The organism is Streptomyces cyslabdanicus, from assembly GCF_052663305.1.
Map to the genome: position 1 here is coordinate 113,184 of NZ_JBQRUW010000045.1, position 17,402 is coordinate 130,585.

At 72.8% G+C, this 17,402-nt stretch carries 16 protein-coding genes; 13 read left to right on the forward strand and 3 right to left on the reverse strand.

Features of this window, described 5'->3' with window-relative positions; genetic code table 11:
- The first annotated feature begins 140 nt into the window (after positions 1 to 140).
- From ACTYVM_RS26850 to nrfD, 12 genes are all read left to right on the forward strand, one after another.
- A complete protein-coding gene (locus ACTYVM_RS26850; protein WP_445528428.1) occupies positions 141 to 1,772 on the forward strand; it encodes a multicopper oxidase family protein in 1,632 nt (543 codons plus the stop codon).
- Positions 1,773 to 1,981: 209 nt separating this feature from the next.
- Positions 1,982 to 2,227 (forward strand): ferredoxin, encoded by a 246-nt coding sequence (locus tag ACTYVM_RS26855; RefSeq protein WP_445528429.1) that lies wholly within the window; start codon positions 1,982 to 1,984, stop codon positions 2,225 to 2,227.
- Entirely contained in the window at positions 2,217 to 3,611 is a 1,395-nt protein-coding gene (locus tag ACTYVM_RS26860) for an NAD(P)/FAD-dependent oxidoreductase (protein WP_445528430.1), read from the forward strand. The genes ACTYVM_RS26855 and ACTYVM_RS26860 overlap by 11 nt, the downstream gene beginning before the upstream one ends.
- A gap of 53 nt (positions 3,612 to 3,664) precedes the next feature.
- Positions 3,665 to 4,903 (forward strand): cytochrome P450, encoded by a 1,239-nt coding sequence (locus tag ACTYVM_RS26865; protein ID WP_445528431.1) that lies wholly within the window; start codon positions 3,665 to 3,667, stop codon positions 4,901 to 4,903.
- Between the two features lie 159 nt (positions 4,904 to 5,062).
- Complete coding sequence (locus ACTYVM_RS26870) at positions 5,063 to 5,305, forward strand: hypothetical protein (RefSeq protein WP_445528432.1); 243 nt, start codon at positions 5,063 to 5,065, stop codon at positions 5,303 to 5,305.
- Positions 5,306 to 5,345: 40 nt separating this feature from the next.
- Complete coding sequence (locus ACTYVM_RS26875) at positions 5,346 to 5,825, forward strand: hypothetical protein (protein ID WP_445528433.1); 480 nt, start codon at positions 5,346 to 5,348, stop codon at positions 5,823 to 5,825.
- Between the two features lie 268 nt (positions 5,826 to 6,093).
- Positions 6,094 to 7,257 (forward strand): carboxylate-amine ligase, encoded by a 1,164-nt coding sequence (locus ACTYVM_RS26880; RefSeq protein WP_445528434.1) that lies wholly within the window; start codon positions 6,094 to 6,096, stop codon positions 7,255 to 7,257.
- Positions 7,258 to 7,335: 78 nt separating this feature from the next.
- Positions 7,336 to 7,506, forward strand: a complete 171-nt coding sequence (locus tag ACTYVM_RS26885) for a hypothetical protein (RefSeq protein ID WP_445528435.1) — start codon at positions 7,336 to 7,338, stop codon at positions 7,504 to 7,506.
- Entirely contained in the window at positions 7,506 to 9,290 is a 1,785-nt protein-coding gene (locus tag ACTYVM_RS26890; protein ID WP_445528436.1) for an N-acetylglutaminylglutamine amidotransferase, read from the forward strand. The genes ACTYVM_RS26885 and ACTYVM_RS26890 overlap by 1 nt, the downstream gene beginning before the upstream one ends.
- Positions 9,291 to 9,706: 416 nt before the next feature.
- Entirely contained in the window at positions 9,707 to 11,884 is a 2,178-nt protein-coding gene (locus ACTYVM_RS26895; protein WP_445528437.1) for an alpha/beta fold hydrolase, read from the forward strand.
- Between the two features lie 164 nt (positions 11,885 to 12,048).
- A complete protein-coding gene (locus ACTYVM_RS26900) occupies positions 12,049 to 13,059 on the forward strand; it encodes a 4Fe-4S dicluster domain-containing protein (protein WP_445528438.1) in 1,011 nt (336 codons plus the stop codon).
- Complete coding sequence (gene nrfD, locus ACTYVM_RS26905) at positions 13,056 to 14,084, forward strand: NrfD/PsrC family molybdoenzyme membrane anchor subunit (RefSeq protein ID WP_445528439.1); 1,029 nt, start codon at positions 13,056 to 13,058, stop codon at positions 14,082 to 14,084. The genes ACTYVM_RS26900 and nrfD overlap by 4 nt, the downstream gene beginning before the upstream one ends.
- Positions 14,085 to 14,332: 248 nt before the next feature.
- Here nrfD and ACTYVM_RS26910 read toward each other — a convergent pair whose 3' ends face one another.
- From ACTYVM_RS26910 to ACTYVM_RS26920, 3 genes are all read right to left on the reverse strand, one after another.
- On the reverse strand, positions 14,333 to 15,466 hold the full coding sequence (locus tag ACTYVM_RS26910) for a hypothetical protein (protein ID WP_445528440.1): 1,134 nt from the start codon (positions 15,464 to 15,466) through the stop codon (positions 14,333 to 14,335).
- Positions 15,467 to 15,507: 41 nt separating this feature from the next.
- Positions 15,508 to 15,660 (reverse strand): hypothetical protein, encoded by a 153-nt coding sequence (locus ACTYVM_RS26915; protein ID WP_445528441.1) that lies wholly within the window; start codon positions 15,658 to 15,660, stop codon positions 15,508 to 15,510.
- A gap of 87 nt (positions 15,661 to 15,747) precedes the next feature.
- The gene (locus ACTYVM_RS26920) at positions 15,748 to 16,992 is read right to left on the reverse strand and encodes an RNA-guided endonuclease InsQ/TnpB family protein (protein ID WP_445528442.1); all 1,245 of its coding nucleotides are present in this window, start codon (positions 16,990 to 16,992) and stop codon (positions 15,748 to 15,750) included.
- Between the two features lie 75 nt (positions 16,993 to 17,067).
- On the opposite strand from ACTYVM_RS26920, the gene tnpA reads away from it, so the two are divergent.
- Positions 17,068 to 17,402: IS200/IS605 family transposase (gene tnpA / locus ACTYVM_RS26925; protein ID WP_445525624.1), on the forward strand; the 335-nt coding region annotated here is incomplete at its 3' end.

A 17,402-nucleotide genomic window follows, 5' to 3' on the forward strand; every position in this document is an offset into this window, starting at 1 on the left:
CGCAGATGCCCGCGCCCGGCACGTCGCCGCGCGGAGCGTGCCCCGTATCGCCCCGTCACCCAGGCAATGGTTGCCGAGATCACCGGACGCGCCGCGCCAGTTCTCCCACATATCGACACAAAACGTGTGTTATTCAAGTCATGCACACATATACGCGGCGCACCTTGCTCAGTGCCTCGGTCACGGCTGCCGCCTCGGGACTCCTGACCGCCTGCACCGGCGCCGACCTCCGCTCGGGGCCCGGGTCCGCGCAGGGCGCCGGGCCGGGCTCGGGGCTCGTCGACGTCGTCCACCCGTTCGTCCCCAAGGGGCCCAAGGGGTACGTGAACCCGTCCGACCCGGAGGTCCTGGCCGCCGAACGCAGGCGCGGGTCCGGGCCGGTGCGCAGATACAGGTTCACCGCCCGGGAGACGTCGTTCGACCTGGCCGGCAAGACCGTCAGGACCTGGGCGTACAGCGACAGGATCCCGGGCGAGCTGGTCCGGGTCACCGCGGGTGACATCCTCGACTTCACGCTTGTCAACCGCCTGCCCGTGGGGACGACCATGCACTCGCACGGTGTGCGTCTGCGCTGCGACATGGACGGCGTGCCGGGGCTGACCCAGCAGACCATCAAACCCGGCTCGGAGTTCAACTACCGCTTCGTCGTGTCCCACCCCGGCACATACCTGCTGCACTCGCACGAGGGCATGCAGCTCGACCGCGGCCTGTACGCACCGCTGGTCGTCGACGACCCCAAGGAGCCCTTGTCGTACGACAAGGAGTGGGTGGTGGTCCTGGACGACTGGGTGGACGGCCTGGACGGCTCGACCCCGGATGGCGTGCTCACCCAGTTGCAGAAGGTCAAAGGCCCCGTTCCCAAGGGCATGCACGGCATGGACATGGGCGGCGGCCACGCCGGGCACTCCGCCCCGCACGGCTCGTCCCACGGCCCCGACCGCATCCTGCGGGGCGGTCTCAGCCGCATGCTGCAGGGCATGGGCGGCAATGTCGACTACCCCTACTACCTGATCAACGGCCGTGTCCCGCACGCTCCGTCGGTCTTCCGGGCCCGCCGCGGCGACCGCATCAGGATCCGGTTCATCAACGCGGGTGCCGACACCGCGTTCCGCGTGGCCCTGGGCGGCCACGAGATGACGGTGACGCACTCGGACGGCTACCCGGTCGAACACCGTACGACCGACGCGCTGGTGCTCGGCATGGCGGAGCGCTACGACGTCGTCGTCACCGCCAAGGACGGGGTGTTCCCCCTGGTCGCGCTGGCCGAGGGCAAGGACGCGCGTGCCCTCGCCGTACTGAACACCGGAAAGTCGAAGGACCTGCCCGCGCCCTCCGTTTACCCCGACGAGCTGGACGGCCGCTTCCTGCCCGCCCACCAGCTGGTCCCCGCCAAGTCGGTGGCGTTCTCCGACAACAAGCCGGACCGCGAGATCCAGATCAAACTGACCGGCAACATGAAGTGGTACAACTGGAGCTTCGACCGCAGACCGTACTCGGTCGAGCAGCGCCATCCGATCCGCCAGGGCGAGCGGGTCCGGATCACCTTCCTCAACCACACCGGCATGTGGCACCCGCTGCACCTGCACGGCCACACCTTCGCCATCACCGGCCCGAACGCCCGCGGAGCCCGCAAGGACACCGCGATCGTGCTGCCGCACGACAGGCTGGTGGTGGACTTCTACGCCGACAACCCGGGCCTGTGGATGCTCCACTGCCACAACCAGTACCACTCCGAGTCCGGGATGATGACCAACCTCGGCTACCTCAAGTGACCACGGCGCCGCGGCGGCCGCACGCGGCCGTGCCGGCCGTTCGACGCGGCTCCCGACGGGGCGGCGCCGGTCCCGTCACTCCTTCGGCGGGCCCCGGCGCGCGGGGAGGGCACCGGAGCTTCGATCCTGACGTGGGATGACCGCCGTCCGAGGGTGGCCGCCGAGCGGGTGGTTCCCGCGGACCTGGCCGCCGGAAGGGCGGGTAGCCGATGAGGCTTGTCGTCGATCTCAACAAGTGCCAGGGATACGCGCAGTGCGCTTTCCTCGCGCCGAGCGTGTTCACCCTGTACGGCGAGGAGTCGCTGGTCTACGACCCGCGGCCCGGCAGGGAGCAGCGGGAGAGGGTCGCGCGGGCCGTCGCGGCGTGCCCGGTGCAGGCGATCACGGCGGAAGGGCTGGACGACACCGGCGAGGAGCCCGCCGGCGCCGGACGGGAGGCCTCCGATGCCCGCTGAGGCGTTCCACGAGTGGCTCACCCGCGAAGGCCGGATCGTGATCGTCGGCGCCTCGCTGGCGGGCCTCAGAGCCGCCGAGACCCTGCGCGCCGAAGGGTTCACCGGATCGCTCACCATGATCGGTGACGAGCCCTACGAGCCGTACGACCGTCCCCCGCTGTCCAAGGCGGTACTGCTCGGCAAGGCGTCCCCGGAACACACCGAGCTGCCCCGGCGCCGGGACATCGACGCGACCTGGCGGCTCGGGGTCGCGGCGGCGGGCCTGGACATGGCGGCCAGGCGGGTGCGGCTGGCCGACGGCGAGGAGGTGCCCTACGACCGGTTGCTGATCGCGACCGGAGTGCGCTCCCGGCCCTGGCCGAAGGACGACGAGGCCGAGCTGGACGGGGTGCTCGTGCTGCGCACCCGGGACGACGCGGTCCGTCTGCACCGGCGGATGAAGGGCCCGCCGCGCCGGGTGCTGGTCATCGGGGCCGGCTTCACCGGTTCGGAGATCGCCTCCGCGTGCCGGGACCAGGGCGTCGCGGTCACGGTCGCGGAACGGGCCGGCGCTCCCCTGGTGGGCGCGCTCGGCGGAGTGATCGGTGCGGTCGCCGCCGACCTGCACCGGGAGAACGGGGTGGACCTGCGCACCGGGGTCATGGTCACCGGTCTGGAGGGGGACGCGACCGGGCGGGTGCGGGCCGCGCACCTGTCCGACGGTGGTGTCGTCGAGACGGACGTGGTGGTGGTCTCGCTGGGCGCGACCCGCAACACCGACTGGCTGACGGGCTCGGGGCTGGGCGCCGGCCCCCGCGGCATCGCCTGCGACGCGGGCTGCCGAGCCTTCGACTTCCGGGGCATCGTCACCGACGACGTCTACGTCGCTGGCGACGTCGCCCGTTCCCCGCATCCGCTGTTCGGCTACCAGTTCCTGTCCCTCGAGCACTGGGGCAACGCCGTCGCCCAGGCCGAGGTGGCCGCGCACAACATGATCAGCGCCGGCGCCGACCGGCGCCCGCACATGTGGGTGCCCGCCTTCTGGTCGGCGCAGTTCGGCGTGAACATCAAGTCGGTCGGAGTGCCGTCCATGGGCGAGGAGGTCATGATCACCCAGGGGTCGCTGGCCGAGCGGCGGTTCGTCGCGGTGTACGGCTACCAGGGCCGTGTGATCGCCGCCGTGAGCTTCGACAACACGCGGTGGCTGGAGTTCTACCAGCGGCAGATCGAGACGGGCGCGCCGTTCCCGGTGGAGTTCCCGACGGTGGACCGCCGGCCCGAGGGCCGCAAGCCGGTGCCGGCCGACTTCCCCGACCCCTCGCTGCCGACGCACGGCCCGACCGTGACCCTCAGCGGGTACTCCCCGGCCGACCGGCAGCTGGTCTTCACACCGGCCCGCCACTGAACCGGCGCCCCGCCCGCCTGACGACCCGGACCTCCACGCCCCAAGGACACGTCATGACGCACGCCCCGCTCCTGCGCCGGATCACCGACTACGCCAACCGCGCCAACCCCTACCCGCTCTACGAGGAGCTGCGCAGGACACCGGTGCTGCACGAGGAGGAGGACGGCCCCTACGCCGTGAGCTCGTACTACGACATCCTCGGCCTGCTCCACGACCCGAGGGTCAGCTCCGACGCCACCAACCTCATCGCCGCCGGGGTGGACGAGCTGTCGGGACCGGAGGCCACGGGGCTGCCGCCGAGCTTCATCCGGCTCGACCCGCCCGAGCACGACCGGCTGCGGCGGATCGCCAACAGTTCCTTCGGCCCGCCGCACCGGCCCCGGCGGATCGACTCCATGAGCGCGGAACTCAGCGGGATCATCACCGAGCTCATCGACGGTTTCGGCGACGCCCGGGAGATCGACGTCGTCGACCGGTTCGCCTATCCCTTCCCGGTGACGGTCATCTGCCGGCTGCTCGGAGTGCCGCGCGAGGACGAGCCGCGTTTTCGCAGCTGGGTGGACCCGATCGTCGCGGCACTGGACCCGGAGACCCGGCAGCGCACCGACGACGACGTCCAGCGCGTCGCGCAGGAGGCCCGGATGCAGTTGGGCATGTACCTGGCCGGTCTGGTCGAGCAGCGGGTCAAGGAGCCCCGCGACGACCTGCTGTCCGACCTGGCGGCCAGTCACGGCCCGGACGGGACCATGTCGATGATGGAGGTGCTCAGCACGGCGGTGCTGCTGCTGATCGCGGGCCACGAGACGACGGTCAACCTCGTCACCAACGGCATGCTCACCCTGCTGCGCCACCCGGAGTACCTGCACCGGCTGCGCGAGGATCCGGGACTGTCGGTCAGGATCGTGGAGGAGCTGCTGCGTTACGAGCCTCCCGTGCAGTTGGTGCCGCAGCGCACCTGCGTCGCCGACATCGAGGTGCGCGGGGTCACGATCCCCAGGGGTTCGCGGATCTGGCTGATGCTCGCCGCGGGCAACCGGGACCCGGAGCGGTTCCCGGACCCCGACCGGTTCGATCCCGACCGCGAGGACATCGAGCACCTCGGCTTCGGCAGCGGCATCCACATCTGCTTCGGCGCGCCGCTGGCCCGGCGGGAGGCGCAGCTCGCGCTGGCCGAGCTGGCCCGCCGTCTGGAGAACCCGCGATTGGTGGAGGACCCGCCACCCTACCGGCGGAACGCGGTGCTGCGCGGCCCGCGCCATCTGAACGTGGCCGTCGACTCGGTGCGTTCGTAGAGACGCCGCAGGCCCCACCGCACGGCCGGGTCCGCCTCCTCTCGGATGCCCGCTACTCCCTGTGCGGGCCCAAGAACAGGAAAAGAGTCTGGACAGAACTAAAAAACAGGACAAAATGGTCTGCATCCCCCCACCGCCGCTTCGAGGAGTCGCCCCGGTATGGCGTACGGACCCCACCACAACGCCACCCCGCCTCCCCGCCCCGATCTGGGTCTGGCCCGTGACTGCGAGGACTGCCTGGGCTGGGGAACCGTCGTCACGCACGACGGCCGCCACGAACTCTGCGCCACCTGCCAGTGCGACGAGGAGGACGACGAACCGCCGGTCGACACGGGCGCGGTGTCACCCCGTCGAGTGGTACACCGCCCCGTACGAGTGGTACGTCGCCCCTCGCGGTCGTAGCGTCTTCAGGAAGCCAGTACGTCGTCGGCCGGGAGCGGACATGGGCAGATACACAATGAGGACAACAGTCGCGCTCTGCGCCGCGGGACTGCTCGCGACCGGCGTGGGAACGGCCTCCGCCGCACCGGCGGCCTCCCACGGGAACACGCGCTCGGCGGCGCACGCCGAGCAGCGGGTGGACGGGCAGCCGGTGCTGGTCGACTGCCTGTGGAAGCCGCGGCAACGCCCGGGCGCGTTCATTCTCGCCTGCGGTGACGGCAACAGCGTCCTGTCCTCGTTGCAGTGGTCGCAGTGGAACGAACGGTCCGCGACGGCCAGGGGCTTCAACCTCGTCAACGACTGCAAGCCCTACTGCGCGGCCGGGAGGTTCCACGAGTACCCGGTCATCGTGCGGCTGGAGAGCCCGGCGCCCTGGAAGAAGCAGCCGGAGGTGCGGCGCTTCACCCGGCTGAGCCTGGAGTTCACGGCGGCACGGCCGGAGGGCTACCCGCGCGTGCAGACGTACCCCCTCTGGGACTGATCCGTTCTCCACGGTGCCGGGAATGCGGCGCCGTCGCCGGACGCGGACGGATTCTTCGCCCGCGGACCCGGCCACCCGACCGCGTGCCCGCTGCCCCTCCACCGGGGCGCCGGGCACGCGGTCGGGTCGGGCCGCGGGACATCGGAGGCGGTCGCGACGCTTGCGCGGGTCCCGGCCTGGGCACTCGGGGGTCCCGGAGTCGCAGTGGTCCCCAGCGGGACCCGGACGCGACGGCCGGGTGAGCACCCAGGCAAGGGGAGAACGTGACGTGACGCTGCGCATCGGGGCAGAGGAAGAGTTCCATGTGCTGGACGTGGAGAGCGGCCGGCTGGTGCCACGCGCCCGCGCCGTACTGGACCGGCTGCACAGGCCCGGTTTCACCACCGAACTCCAGCAATCCGTGGTGGAGGCCAACAGCGAGGTCCACGACACCCTCGAGGAGCTCCTGGCGGACCTGGCCCGATCACGGCGGCTGCTGGACGCGGCGGCCGCCTCGCTCGGACTGGCCGCGGTGGCCGCCGGCACCGTGCCGCTGGCCCGCTTGAGCCCCGGCGACGTCACCGCCGGGCGCCGCTACCGGCACATGGTCGACGAGTACCGAAGGGTCGCCTACGAACAGCTCATCTGCAGCGCGCAGGTGCACGTCGACGTACCTGACCGGGACACCGCCGTTCGCGCCATGTGCCTGGTCGCGCCGTGGCTGCCGCCGCTGCTCGCGCTGTCGGCCAGTTCGCCGTTCTGGCTCGGCGCGGACACCGGCTACGCGAGCTGGCGGACCATGCTGTGGCAGCGCTGGCCGACCGCCGGACCGCCCGGCTGCTACGCCGACGCCGCCGCGTACGACGCGGTGCTGGAGGAGCTGATCCGCTCGGGCGTCATCGGCGACGCCGGAATGATGTACCACGACGTACGGCCCTGCGCGCACCAGCGCACGCTGGAGCTGCGGATCTGCGACGCCTGCCCGCGCGTGGAGACGGTCGTGCTGGTCGCGGGGCTCTTCCGGGCGCTGGTCCAGGACGCCTGCGACCGGCTGGCCCGCGGGGAGGGCGGACGGTGCGACGGCCACCACGAGTGGTTGCGGACCGCGGGCTGGCGTGCCGCCCGCTCGGGCCTTGAGGGCGCGCTGGTCGACCCGGTCACCCGGCGCGCGGCCCCCGCACCCGAGGTGCTGCGCGGCATGGCGGCCCGGCTCCGCCCCGCGCTGGAGGCGTCAGGCGACTGGGAGGCCGTACACGAACTCCTCAGCCGGGCTCTGGCCTGCGGCAGCGCCGCGCACCGGCTGCGGCGGGCGGCCGAGGACGAGGACCTGCTCGCCAGCATCGACCTGATGGTCGCCGAGACCCGCGGCGCCACCGTACCGCGCGCGGCCGCGCCGGCCCGGCCCGTCCGCACCCCCCGTCCCAGCCCGATCCCCGGAGGCGCCGGAACCTGACGGGCCCTTCCCGTCCCGGCCCGTGTGCCGCCGTTCCCGGCGGTGCCCGACGACCGTCCCAGGAGAGTGGTCATCGCCATGTCCCCCGACACCGCCCCCGCAGCCGCCGCCGGCTGCCCGGCCGCCCCGGCCTCCGTCGAGGTCCCGCGCGCCTCCGAGACAGACGGCAGACGCCCCGCGGCAGCCGAGGAGGCCGCCGCGGAGGGGCCCACCGTGGAAGGGCCCACTGCGGAAGGGAGGGCCGCCTGATGTGCGGGCTCAGCGGCGAGGTCCGCTTCGACGGCGGGCGCCCGGGCCTGGCCGCGGTCGAGCGCATGACCGACCGGCTCGCGCCCCGCGGGCCCGACGGCCGCGGGCTGTGGTCGCAGGGGCCGGTCGCCCTCGGCCACCGGCGGCTGAAGATCATCGACCTGACGGACAGCGGCGCGCAGCCGATGGCCGACCCCCGGGAACGGGTCGTCTGCGTGTTCAACGGGTGTGTCTACAACTACCGTGAGCTGCGCCGCGAACTGGTCTCGCGAGGCCATCGGTTCTTCTCGGGGTCCGACACCGAGGTGGTCCTTAAGGCGTACCAGGAGTGGGGCACCTCCTGCGTCGAGCACTTCCTCGGCATGTTCGCCTTCGTGATCGTCGAACAGGACAGCGGGCGGCTGATCCTGGCCCGCGACCGGCTGGGCGTCAAGCCGCTGTACCTCGCGGAGTCGCCCGGACGGCTCCGGTTCGCCTCCTCGCTGCCCGCACTGCTCGCGGCCGGCGGGGTGGACACCTCCATCGACCCCGTCGCACTGCACCAGTACCTCAGCTGGCACGCGACCGTGCCCGCGCCCCGCACCATCCTCAACGGCGTGCGCAAGCTGCCGCCGGCCACGGTCCGGGTCGTCGAGCCGGACGGTACGTACCGCGACCACTGCTACTGGCAGCCTGCCTACACGCGCCGCCCCGAGTACGCCGCTCTGAGCGCGGAGGACTGGACGGAGGCGGTTCTGGGGGCGCTGCGCACGGCGGTGCGGCGCCGGATGGTCGCCGACGTGCCGGTGGGTGTGCTGCTGTCGGGCGGCCTGGACTCCAGCCTCATCGTGGCGCTGCTGGCCGACGAGGGGCAGTGCGACCTGGCCACGTTCAGCGTCGGCTTCGAGTCCGAGGGAGGCGAGGAGGGCGACGAGTTCCACTACTCCGACCTGGTGGCACGGCACTTCGGCACCGACCATCACCAGTTGATGGTTCCCTCCGACCGGGTCTCGCGGGCCCTGGAAGGTGCCGTCCTGGCCATGAGCGAGCCCATGACCAGCCATGACGTGGTCGCCTTCCACCTGCTGTCCGAGCAGGTGGCCAAGGAGGTCAAGGTCGTGCAGAGCGGCCAGGGCGCCGACGAGGTCTTCGCCGGCTACCACTGGTATCCGGCGATGGCGGGCGTACCCCGGCACCGGGCGGCCGACGCGTACGCCGAGACGTACTTCGACCGGCCGCACGCCGACCTCGCGCGCGTGCTGGACCCCTCGGTGCTGCCCGGCCACGACGTCTGCGGCGACTTCGTGCGGGCGCACATGGCCGTGCCGGGCGCCGAGACCGCGCTGGACGCGGATCTGCGGCTGGACACCCACGTGATGATGGTCGACGACCCGGTCAAACGGGTCGACAACATGACCATGGACTGGGGTCTGGAGGCGCGCGTGCCGTTCCTCGACCACGAGCTGGTCGAGCTGGCCGCCGCCTGCCCGCCCGGGCTCAAGCTCGCGGACGGCGGGAAGGGCGTCCTGAAGGCGGCGGGCCGCGAGGTGCTGCCGGCAGAGGTCGTCGACCGGCCGAAGGGCTACTTCCCCGTCCCGGCGATCAAGCACATGGCCGCGCCGGTGCTGCTGCGCGTCCGCGAGGCCCTGTCCGCCCCCGAGGCGCGGGCCCGCGGGCTGTTCCGCCAGAGTTACGTCGACGAGTTGCTCGCCGCGCCCGACGCCCACCGCACCAAGCGCGGGGCGAACGCGTTGTGGCAGGTTGCTTTGCTGGAGATATGGCTGCAGACCCACGGAATCCGCTGACCGGCGCGCCCTCACCCCCGCTTCCGGCCGGGGACGCGGGGGCCACGGCGGCTGCCCCGCCGAGTGACGCGCCGGGGGGCGCACGCCCCGACCGGGCCGGGACCGGGGCGGGTGGGTCACGCCCCCGGCGGGCCGGGAACGGGATCGACGGCCCCATCCGGGCTGAGCCGGCCGCCGTGAGCGAGGCGGGCTTCTCGGGGGGTGGCCGGGGCGGTGGAGCAGGGGGTGCCGTGGAAGGGCGGCGAGCCGTGTCGGCGGCGGACGGGGGACGAGCGGGGGGCGCGGCGCATCAGGCGGGTACGAAACCGGCGGAGCGCGGAGTGGACAGGCCCTCCTCCGCCGGTGAGGACGCGGGCCCGTTCCGTGCCCCGTCGGCGGGGCGGGCGGGGAGCCGGGCGCCGCGCCCAGCCGGGCGCGTGACGGACCAGTCGTACTCCTCGGAGGGCGGAGCGCAGGCCGCGCCCGAGCCCGTGCTGGTGCCCGACACCGCCCTGCCGCTCGACGCGGTGCCGCGGGTCCTCGTCTCGCACGGATGCTGGTACCCCTCGGCCGACCCCGACGGGCGGCATGTCGCGTTCATCTGCGACCGGGGCGGGGTGCCCCAGTTGTGGGCGGGCCCGGTCGACGGCGACGACGTGCACCTGCTGGACACCGAGCTGGATCCGGTGACCGAGGTCTCCTGGTCGCCCGACGGGCGGTGGATCGCCTACACCACCGCACCGGGCGGCAGCGAGCACACGCGCGTGCTGTGCGTGCGCCCCGACGGCACCGGACGACGGGTCCTGGCGGGCGGCGAGCCGGGGAGCTCGGCGTACCTCGGCTGCTGGACGCACGACGGTTCGGCGCTCGCCGTGACGGTCGCCGAGGCCCCCGCGTACCTCCCCCCGGTCGGCGCGGAGCCCGGCGCCGGACTCGCCGGGCTGGGCGAGGCGCTCGGCCCCGGCGCGGGCGCCGCCTCTTCCGCCTCCCTCGCCTTCCTCGCCTCCGACTCCGCCGTGACGGTCCACCCGGAAGGCTGGACCGCACGCGACGGCCGCGCCACCCTCCTGGGCGCACCGTCCCGCCCCACGCAACCGCCGGTTCACGTCCCCGGCGTCTCCGCCGCCGACCGCGGTACCGCCTCGTCCGAACCCACGCCCAGGACCCTGTCGGCGTACCTCGTCGACCCCGACGGCGCGGCGGCCCCCGTACTGCTGGTGAGCGAGCGGGAGGCCGCCACCCTGCGCGTGTGCGACGTCAGCCGGGACGGACGGCTGGCGCTGGTGCGCCGGGGACCGCGGGCCCGGCGTGAGGCCCTCGTCGTACGCGTCCGGGACCTGCGGGTGACCTGCGCGGTGCCGGTCGCCGACGGCGACCCGTGGATCGGCGCGTTCGCACCGGACGGCCGCACGCTGTGGCTGCGCAGCGACCACGAGCGTGAGCACGCCGCCCTGTACGCGGTCGCCCTGGACCGGCGGGGACGGCGGCTCGACCTGCGAGTGGCCGCCCAACGCGACGGCAGCGGGCTGGAGTTGCTGGCCCTGGACCGCGACGGCCGCGGCGCCGTGCTCTCCTGGAACGTGCGCGGGGTCAGTGAGTTGGAGGTGGCCCCGCTGGTCCCCGTACCCGGGAGGGCCTCCGGTCCGTCCCGCGCCGTGCCGCTCCCGCACGAGGTCGTCACCCGGGTGGCCGTCACCGCGGACCCGGACGCGCCCGTCGTGGCGCTGTCGGGGTCGCTGCGCCGGCCCGGTGTGTGGTGGCTGCCCCAGGGCGCCGCGCTGCGCACCCCGTGGTCCTCCCGCGACGAGGACGTCGTCGCCCCCGGCGTCCACCGTCCCGTACGGCCGGTTCCGGTGCGCCCCGTCGCCCGGGACGGGCTGGGCCTCGGCGGCTGGTACTACCGTGCGCCGGGCCGCTCGCCGCGGGAGCCCGCCCCCTGCGTGCTGCATCTGCACGGCGGCCCGGAGGAGCAGGAGCGCCCGGTGTTCGACCCGCTCTACCACGAGCTGCTGGGCCGGGGACTGGACGTCTTCGCCCCCGACGTGCGCGGCTCCTCCGGTTACGGCCGGTCCTTCGTCGACGCGGATCTGGGCCGGGGCAGGTTCGCCGCGATCGACGACGTCGCCGACTGCGCGGCACACGTGCTCCTGGAGGGCCTGGCCGACCCGCTCCGGCTGGCCGTGATGGGCCACTCCTACGGCGGCTACCTGGCGATGGCGTCCCTCGTCTGGCATCCGGAGCTGTTCCGCACCGGCGTCCCGGTGTGCGGGATGTCGGACTTCGCGACGTTCTTCGCGGGCACCGAGCCGTGGCTGGCGCAGTCGGCCGCGCACAAGTACGGGCATCCGGAACACGACCGTGAGCTGCTGCACGCGCTGTCGCCGATGAGCCGCATCGACGCGTTGCGCGTGCCGGTGCTGGCCGTGCACGGCGAACACGACAGCAACGTGCCGCCGGGCGAGTCCGAGCAGTTCGTGCGGGCGGCCCGGGAGCGCGGGGTGGAGGCGGAACTCCTCGTCCTGCGCGACGAGGGTCACGACTTCCGGCGCGCGGACAACCGCCGGGCCTTCCGCAGGACCGCCGCCGACTGGATCGAGCGCCACCTGACCGGATGACACGGGCGCGTGCGGGCCGCTCCCGGGCTCTGCGGTACGTCCCGCGGCCCCCTCCACCGGCGCGGTGCCGAGCGCGCGCCCCGAGGGCGCCCGTGCCAGGCTTGACAAGAGTGCGGGTGGTACGGGGCGGGAGGCGGCGGCAGGACGATCGAGGAGGTCCGGACATGTCCGAAGCCGGTGCGGCGGCGATGACCGGTACGGGCGGAACCGCCCGCTGGGAGAACCAGTTGTACGGGCCGCTGCCGAACGTGGCGCAGGCGTCCGGATACGCCGACGCCCCGCCCCGCATGGGCTTCTTCACCGACACCTCCGTGTGCATCGGCTGCAAGGCCTGCGAGGTGGCGTGCAAGGAGTGGAACGCGGTGCCGGAGGACGGCCTCGAACTGACCGGCATGTCCTACGACAACACCCAGGGGCTCGGCGCCGACACCTGGCGGCACGTGGCCTTCGTCGAGCAGCGCAGGACGCTGGGCGGTCCGGAGCCGGAGGCGGGCCACGGCGGCTTCGACGCGTTCGAGGCCGCCCGGCAGCTCGGTTCCACGCCCTCCCCCGGGCCGGCGAACACGCCGACGGGCCCAGTCTCCCCCGTGTCGCCCGACGGGCGGACCGAACTGCGCTGGCTGATGTCCTCCGACGTGTGCAAGCACTGCACCCACGCGGCCTGCCTCGACGTGTGCCCCACCGGCGCGCTGTTCCGCACCGAGTTCGGCACCGTCGTGGTCCAGAAGGACGTGTGCAACGGCTGCGGCTACTGCGTGCCCGCCTGCCCTTACGGGGTCATCGACCAGCGCGAGGAGGACGGCCGGGTCTGGAAGTGCACCTTGTGCTACGACCGGCTCGGCGTCGGCATGGAGCCGGCCTGCGCCAAGGCGTGCCCCACCGAATCCATCCAGTTCGGCGCGCTGGACGAACTGCGCGAACGTGCGGCCGCCCGGGTGGCGCGGCTCCACGCGGCGGGCGTCACCGACGCCCGGCTGTACGGGGAGAGCCCGGACGACGGAGTCGGCGGCGACGGCGCGTTCTTCCTGCTGCTCGACGAGCCCGAGGTGTACGGCCTGCCGCCCGACCCGGTGGTCACCACCCGGGATCTGCCCTCGATGTGGAAGCACGCGGCGACCGCGGCCGTGTCGCTCGCCGCGCTGGCCGCCGCCGCTTTCGCCAGGAGGCCCCGATGAGCGGATCGGACGTCACCCGTGGGGGCGTCGAGGGGGCGCGGCCCGGCCGGGACGCCCCGACCGGCGCGGGCGCCGGGCACGGGCGGCACCGGCGCCGGCGCGGGCGCGGCGAGCAGCCGGTGGTTCCCGAGGCCCGGTTCTCCTCGTACTACGGCAGGCCGGTCCTGAAGAGGCCGACCTGGAAGGCCGTCGACATCGCCGGCTACCTCTATCTCGGCGGCCTCGCCGGGGGCTCGTCGCTGCTGGCGGCCGGGGCGCAGGCCACGAGGCGGCCGGCGCTGGCCCGGACGGCGAAGCTGGGCGCGGCGGGCGCGATCTCCGCCTCGCTGGCCGCGCTCGTGCACGACCTGGGGCGGCCGGCCCGTTTCGTCAACATGCTGCGCGTCTTCAAGCCCACCTCCCCAATGAGCGTGGGCTCGTGGCTGCTGGCCGGGTACGCGCCGCTGACGATGGCGGCCGCGGCCGCCGATGTCGCCGGCCGCTACCGCGTCCTGGGCGCCGGCGCCACGGCGGGTGCCGCCGTGCTGGGCCCGGCGGTCGCCACCTACACCGCGGTGCTGATCGCCGACACGGCGGTGCCCTCGTGGCACGAGGGCTACCGGGAGCTGCCCTTCGTGTTCGCCGGTTCCGGCGCCAGTGCGGCCGCCGGCCTTGCGCTGGTCTGCGTGCCGGCGGGGCAGGCGGGACCCGCGCGCCGGATGGCGGTGCTCGCGGCCGCGCTGGAAACGGGCGCCTTCCAGCTGATGAAGCGCCGGATGGGCCTGGCAGCCGAGCCGTTCGTGCGGGGCAGGGCCAAGCGCCTGCTGCGGGCCGCGGAGGCGCTCACGGCGGGCGGCACCGCGCTGGCGGCGGTCGCGGGTCGGCGACGGGGCGGCCGCGCGCCGGCCGTGGTCGCCGGGCTGGCCCTGCTCTCCGGCTCCGCCGCGCTCAGGTTCGGCGTGTTCCACGCGGGGGTGGCCTCGGCGGAGGACCCCAAGTACACCGTCGTACCGCAGCGGGAGCGGCTCCGGGCCGGCACGGACTGACGGCCCGGGGGGGGCGCCCTCCACCCGCCACGCACCGGGAGCTCACGGGCAGGTCGCTGGACGGCTGGACGGCGCGGGAGAGAGCCTCACCCGGCGGGTACCGGACCATGAGCGTCGCCGTCAGGCACGTGCCGCTGTCAAACGCGTCCACGCCTCGGACACCGCTGGACCGGCCAGGCCGGACACCCTTGCCCCGGGCTCGCGGCGCAGGTGCGGCCTGACGCGTCCGGATCCATCGCGTCGCGCCCTCACCGCTCCTCGTCGTGGGTTACCGCGCCCAGGGCGTCTGCTTCCGTCCTGTGGGTGGCCTCGGGCGCCGGCTGGAGCGCGGCCTCGGACGCGTTGATCACCACGGCGCGCCGGCGGTGGCGCCGCTCGTACTCCAGCACCCGCCGGATCACGTCGTCGGACACGTCGTCCAGGTGCGGCTTGATGCGTTCCGGGTCCATCGCGTCGTAGTCGGCCCAGGGCTCGGCTTGACGGAGATCCTCGATGGCGTTCAGTACCCTCGGGCGGCCCGCGTGAGCGCGTTCGTAGCCCTCGATCACCGTCAGCTCCGTCTGGGACAGACCGCGCAGGCATGGCTGGATCTGCGCGACACCGAGCCGGCCGAAGCCGGGAACGGGCAGAGCCTCCTCGCGAGCCATCGCGCCCTGCACCTTCTCGGCCACGCGGGTGGCGGCGGACATCTCCCGCCAGGCTCCCCCAGCCGGGCCCTTCATCCGCTCGGTCACCCTTCGAGGCAGCGCCCGAAGCCCGGCCGTGGCCGCCCGCAGCTGGCGCGTGATCGCCTGCAGGCTGCTGCCTTCGGCAGCTCCTCCCGGCGGCAGGCGGAGACCCTCGGCCGCCGCAGCCGCGGCCCCGGCCCGTCGGACGAGGCTCTCCTCGCCGGACTCCAGCAGCACCACGTCCTGCCGCCCCAGCACGGCAAGCAGCTCGGCACTCTCCTGGTCGTTGAGCCGTTCGGCGATGTCCTTGCCTGCCCGGCAAGTCGCCAGCGCCCGGGCCACGGACGTGTACTCGTCCACGGCGGCCCTCAGCAGCCGGCTCTCACTGGCCTGCCCCACACCACGCATCCGCTCCGTCATGGCAGACACCCCCGCCTGAAGCGGAAGCACGCCCGCCCGCACAACGCCGCGAGTCACCATCCACGTCAGCTGTCCGGCGGCCGACAACGGCCCACGGGGCGGACGCATTTCGCGCATCCGGGCCTCGATGCGCCCGAGGTGGTACTGCGCCTCGCTCGCCTGGCTTTCGAGCCGTTGCCGCTCGGTGCCCGGCGGGGTGAGGGCCACCCCTGTCCAAAATCGGTCGACGACCGCGGCATGGGCGTCACGGACATCTTTCAGTGCCGGTATCAGCACATCCGTCTTCCCTGCCATGTTCTGCTCCTGATCTCAGGACGGTACGGCCGCCGCGCAGGTCAACGGTGCCGGGTCTTCACCAGCATGACCGTGAGAGCCACCAACAGAATCGCACCCATGACGGCGAACCACGCGATGAGGTCGGTGACGGGGTCGGCGAGTTCTTCCACTCCGGCCGCCGCGCAGAGGATCTTTCCGCAGGCAAAGTTCATTGCGGTCGCCTCCTTCCTGAACGCCCGGCGCTCCGGGTACCCCTCACCGTCCGCCGTCGAACACCCGTCGTTGACGTGCTCCCTGGCCTAAAGTCCAGGGATTCCAGCCTGGGTCGTCTGACCCTTCCGGGGGCTTCCTGCTTCAACGCGCTGTGCGGGCACGTGTGCCCGTCTTACCGGCACTCCACAGGCGTTTAGCGTCTCCGCCCGCCCGGCGGCGACGATTCGGCGTCCTTCGAAGAGGACGTTGCGTGCTGCGTTGTGGTCACGGTCGTGCACGGTGCCACACTCGCCGCACGTCCACTCCCGGACGTGCAGGGGCTTGGGTCCGTCCCTGAATCCGCAGGCCGAGCAGATCTGAGAGGACGGGAAGGTCCGGTTCACCTTGGCGAAGGTGCGGCCGTGCTTGACCGCCTTGTACTCCAGCATGCCGACGAACGCGGACCATCCCGCGTCGTGCACGGACTTGGCGAGTCGGGTGCGCCCGAGGCCGGACACCGCGAGGTCTTCCACGTACACCGCTTGATTGTCGCGAATGATCTGTGTGGAAGCCTTGTGGTGCCAGTCCCGGCGCCGGTCCGCCACCCTGGCGTGCTGGCGAGCGACCTTGATACGGGCCTTGGCCCGGTTCTTCGATCCCTTCACCTTGCGGGACAGCTCCCGCTGAAGGCGCTTGAGCTTCTTCTCGGCCCGGCGCAGGAAGCGGGGGCTGTCGATCTTGCTGCCGTCGGACAGGACGGCGAAGGCGGACAGGCCCAGGTCGATACCGGACTCCGTCTCCAACTCGGGGAGGATGTCCGGCTCGGTGTCCACGACGAAGCTGAGGAAGTACCGGCCACAGCTGTCCTTGGTGACAGTCAGGGACGTGGGCGCCGCCGGAAGCCGACGGGACCACCTGGCCTTGAGATGGCCGACCTTGGCCACGTACACCGTGCCGTCTTCCTTCAGGGAGAAGGCGTTGGTGTTGAGGCGGATCGACTGCCGGGTGTCCTTCTTCGACTTGTACCGGGGCGGGCCGACCTTGTGGCCCTGTCGCTTGCCCTTGATCGAGTCGAAGAAGTTCTGGTAGGCGGTGTCCAGGTCCCGCAGGGACTGTTGCAGGACGACCGCCGACACGTCGGCGAGCCAGGCGCGTTCTTCGGTGCGCTTGGCCTGGGTGATGCGCAGTCGGGACAGATCTGCCGACTTCGGGTACGGCAGTCCTGCCGCGTGCGCTTCCTTCCGGTCGCGCAGGCAGTCGTTCCACACGACGCGGGCGCACCCGAACGCACGCGCCAGCGCACGGCGCTGGGAGGCGTCCGGGTAGGCCCGGTAGTTGTAGCGGAGCTGCATGACCACGACCCTACTTCGATTGGTCTCGTGGATCAGGAGAACGACTACAGGCGTGGCAGGCACGTTGTCTCGGCGATGCATGTGCACTTGGTCTTTGTGACCAAGTACCGGCGCGGCGTCTTCAACGACGAGATGCTGACGCGCTGCGAAGAGATCATGCGCAAGGTGTGCGAGGACTTCGAGGCGGAGCTGAAGGAGTTCAACGGCGAACGCGATCACATCCACCTCCTGGTGCACTACCCGCCCAAGGTCACCGTCTCCAAGCTGGTCAACAGCCTCAAGGGCGTTTCCGCCCGCCGGATACGGCAGGGGGTACCTCCCGGCCGAAGGCTGGGGGAGAGTTCGCCGGCCAGATCAACCGCGCCATCATGCACGGGCACCTGTGGTCGCCCTCGTACTTCTCCGCATCA

What these genes read in the sequence shown, in the direction of transcription:
- ACTYVM_RS26850 (WP_445528428.1), top strand. Translation starts at nt 141, where the DNA reads ATGCACACATATACGCGGCGCACCTTGCTCAGTGCCTCGGTCACGGCT.
- ACTYVM_RS26855 (WP_445528429.1), top strand. Translation starts at nt 1,982, where the DNA reads ATGAGGCTTGTCGTCGATCTCAACAAGTGCCAGGGATACGCGCAGTGC.
- ACTYVM_RS26860 (WP_445528430.1), top strand. Translation starts at nt 2,217, where the DNA reads ATGCCCGCTGAGGCGTTCCACGAGTGGCTCACCCGCGAAGGCCGGATC.
- ACTYVM_RS26865 (WP_445528431.1), top strand. Translation starts at nt 3,665, where the DNA reads ATGACGCACGCCCCGCTCCTGCGCCGGATCACCGACTACGCCAACCGC.
- ACTYVM_RS26870 (WP_445528432.1), top strand. Translation starts at nt 5,063, where the DNA reads ATGGCGTACGGACCCCACCACAACGCCACCCCGCCTCCCCGCCCCGAT.
- ACTYVM_RS26875 (WP_445528433.1), top strand. Translation starts at nt 5,346, where the DNA reads ATGGGCAGATACACAATGAGGACAACAGTCGCGCTCTGCGCCGCGGGA.
- ACTYVM_RS26885 (WP_445528435.1), top strand. Translation starts at nt 7,336, where the DNA reads ATGTCCCCCGACACCGCCCCCGCAGCCGCCGCCGGCTGCCCGGCCGCC.
- ACTYVM_RS26890 (WP_445528436.1), top strand. Translation starts at nt 7,506, where the DNA reads ATGTGCGGGCTCAGCGGCGAGGTCCGCTTCGACGGCGGGCGCCCGGGC.
- ACTYVM_RS26900 (WP_445528438.1), top strand. Translation starts at nt 12,049, where the DNA reads ATGTCCGAAGCCGGTGCGGCGGCGATGACCGGTACGGGCGGAACCGCC.
- nrfD (WP_445528439.1), top strand. Translation starts at nt 13,056, where the DNA reads ATGAGCGGATCGGACGTCACCCGTGGGGGCGTCGAGGGGGCGCGGCCC.
- ACTYVM_RS26910 (WP_445528440.1), bottom strand. Translation starts at nt 15,466, where the DNA reads ATGGCAGGGAAGACGGATGTGCTGATACCGGCACTGAAAGATGTCCGT.
- ACTYVM_RS26915 (WP_445528441.1), bottom strand. Translation starts at nt 15,660, where the DNA reads ATGAACTTTGCCTGCGGAAAGATCCTCTGCGCGGCGGCCGGAGTGGAA.
- ACTYVM_RS26920 (WP_445528442.1), bottom strand. Translation starts at nt 16,992, where the DNA reads ATGCAGCTCCGCTACAACTACCGGGCCTACCCGGACGCCTCCCAGCGC.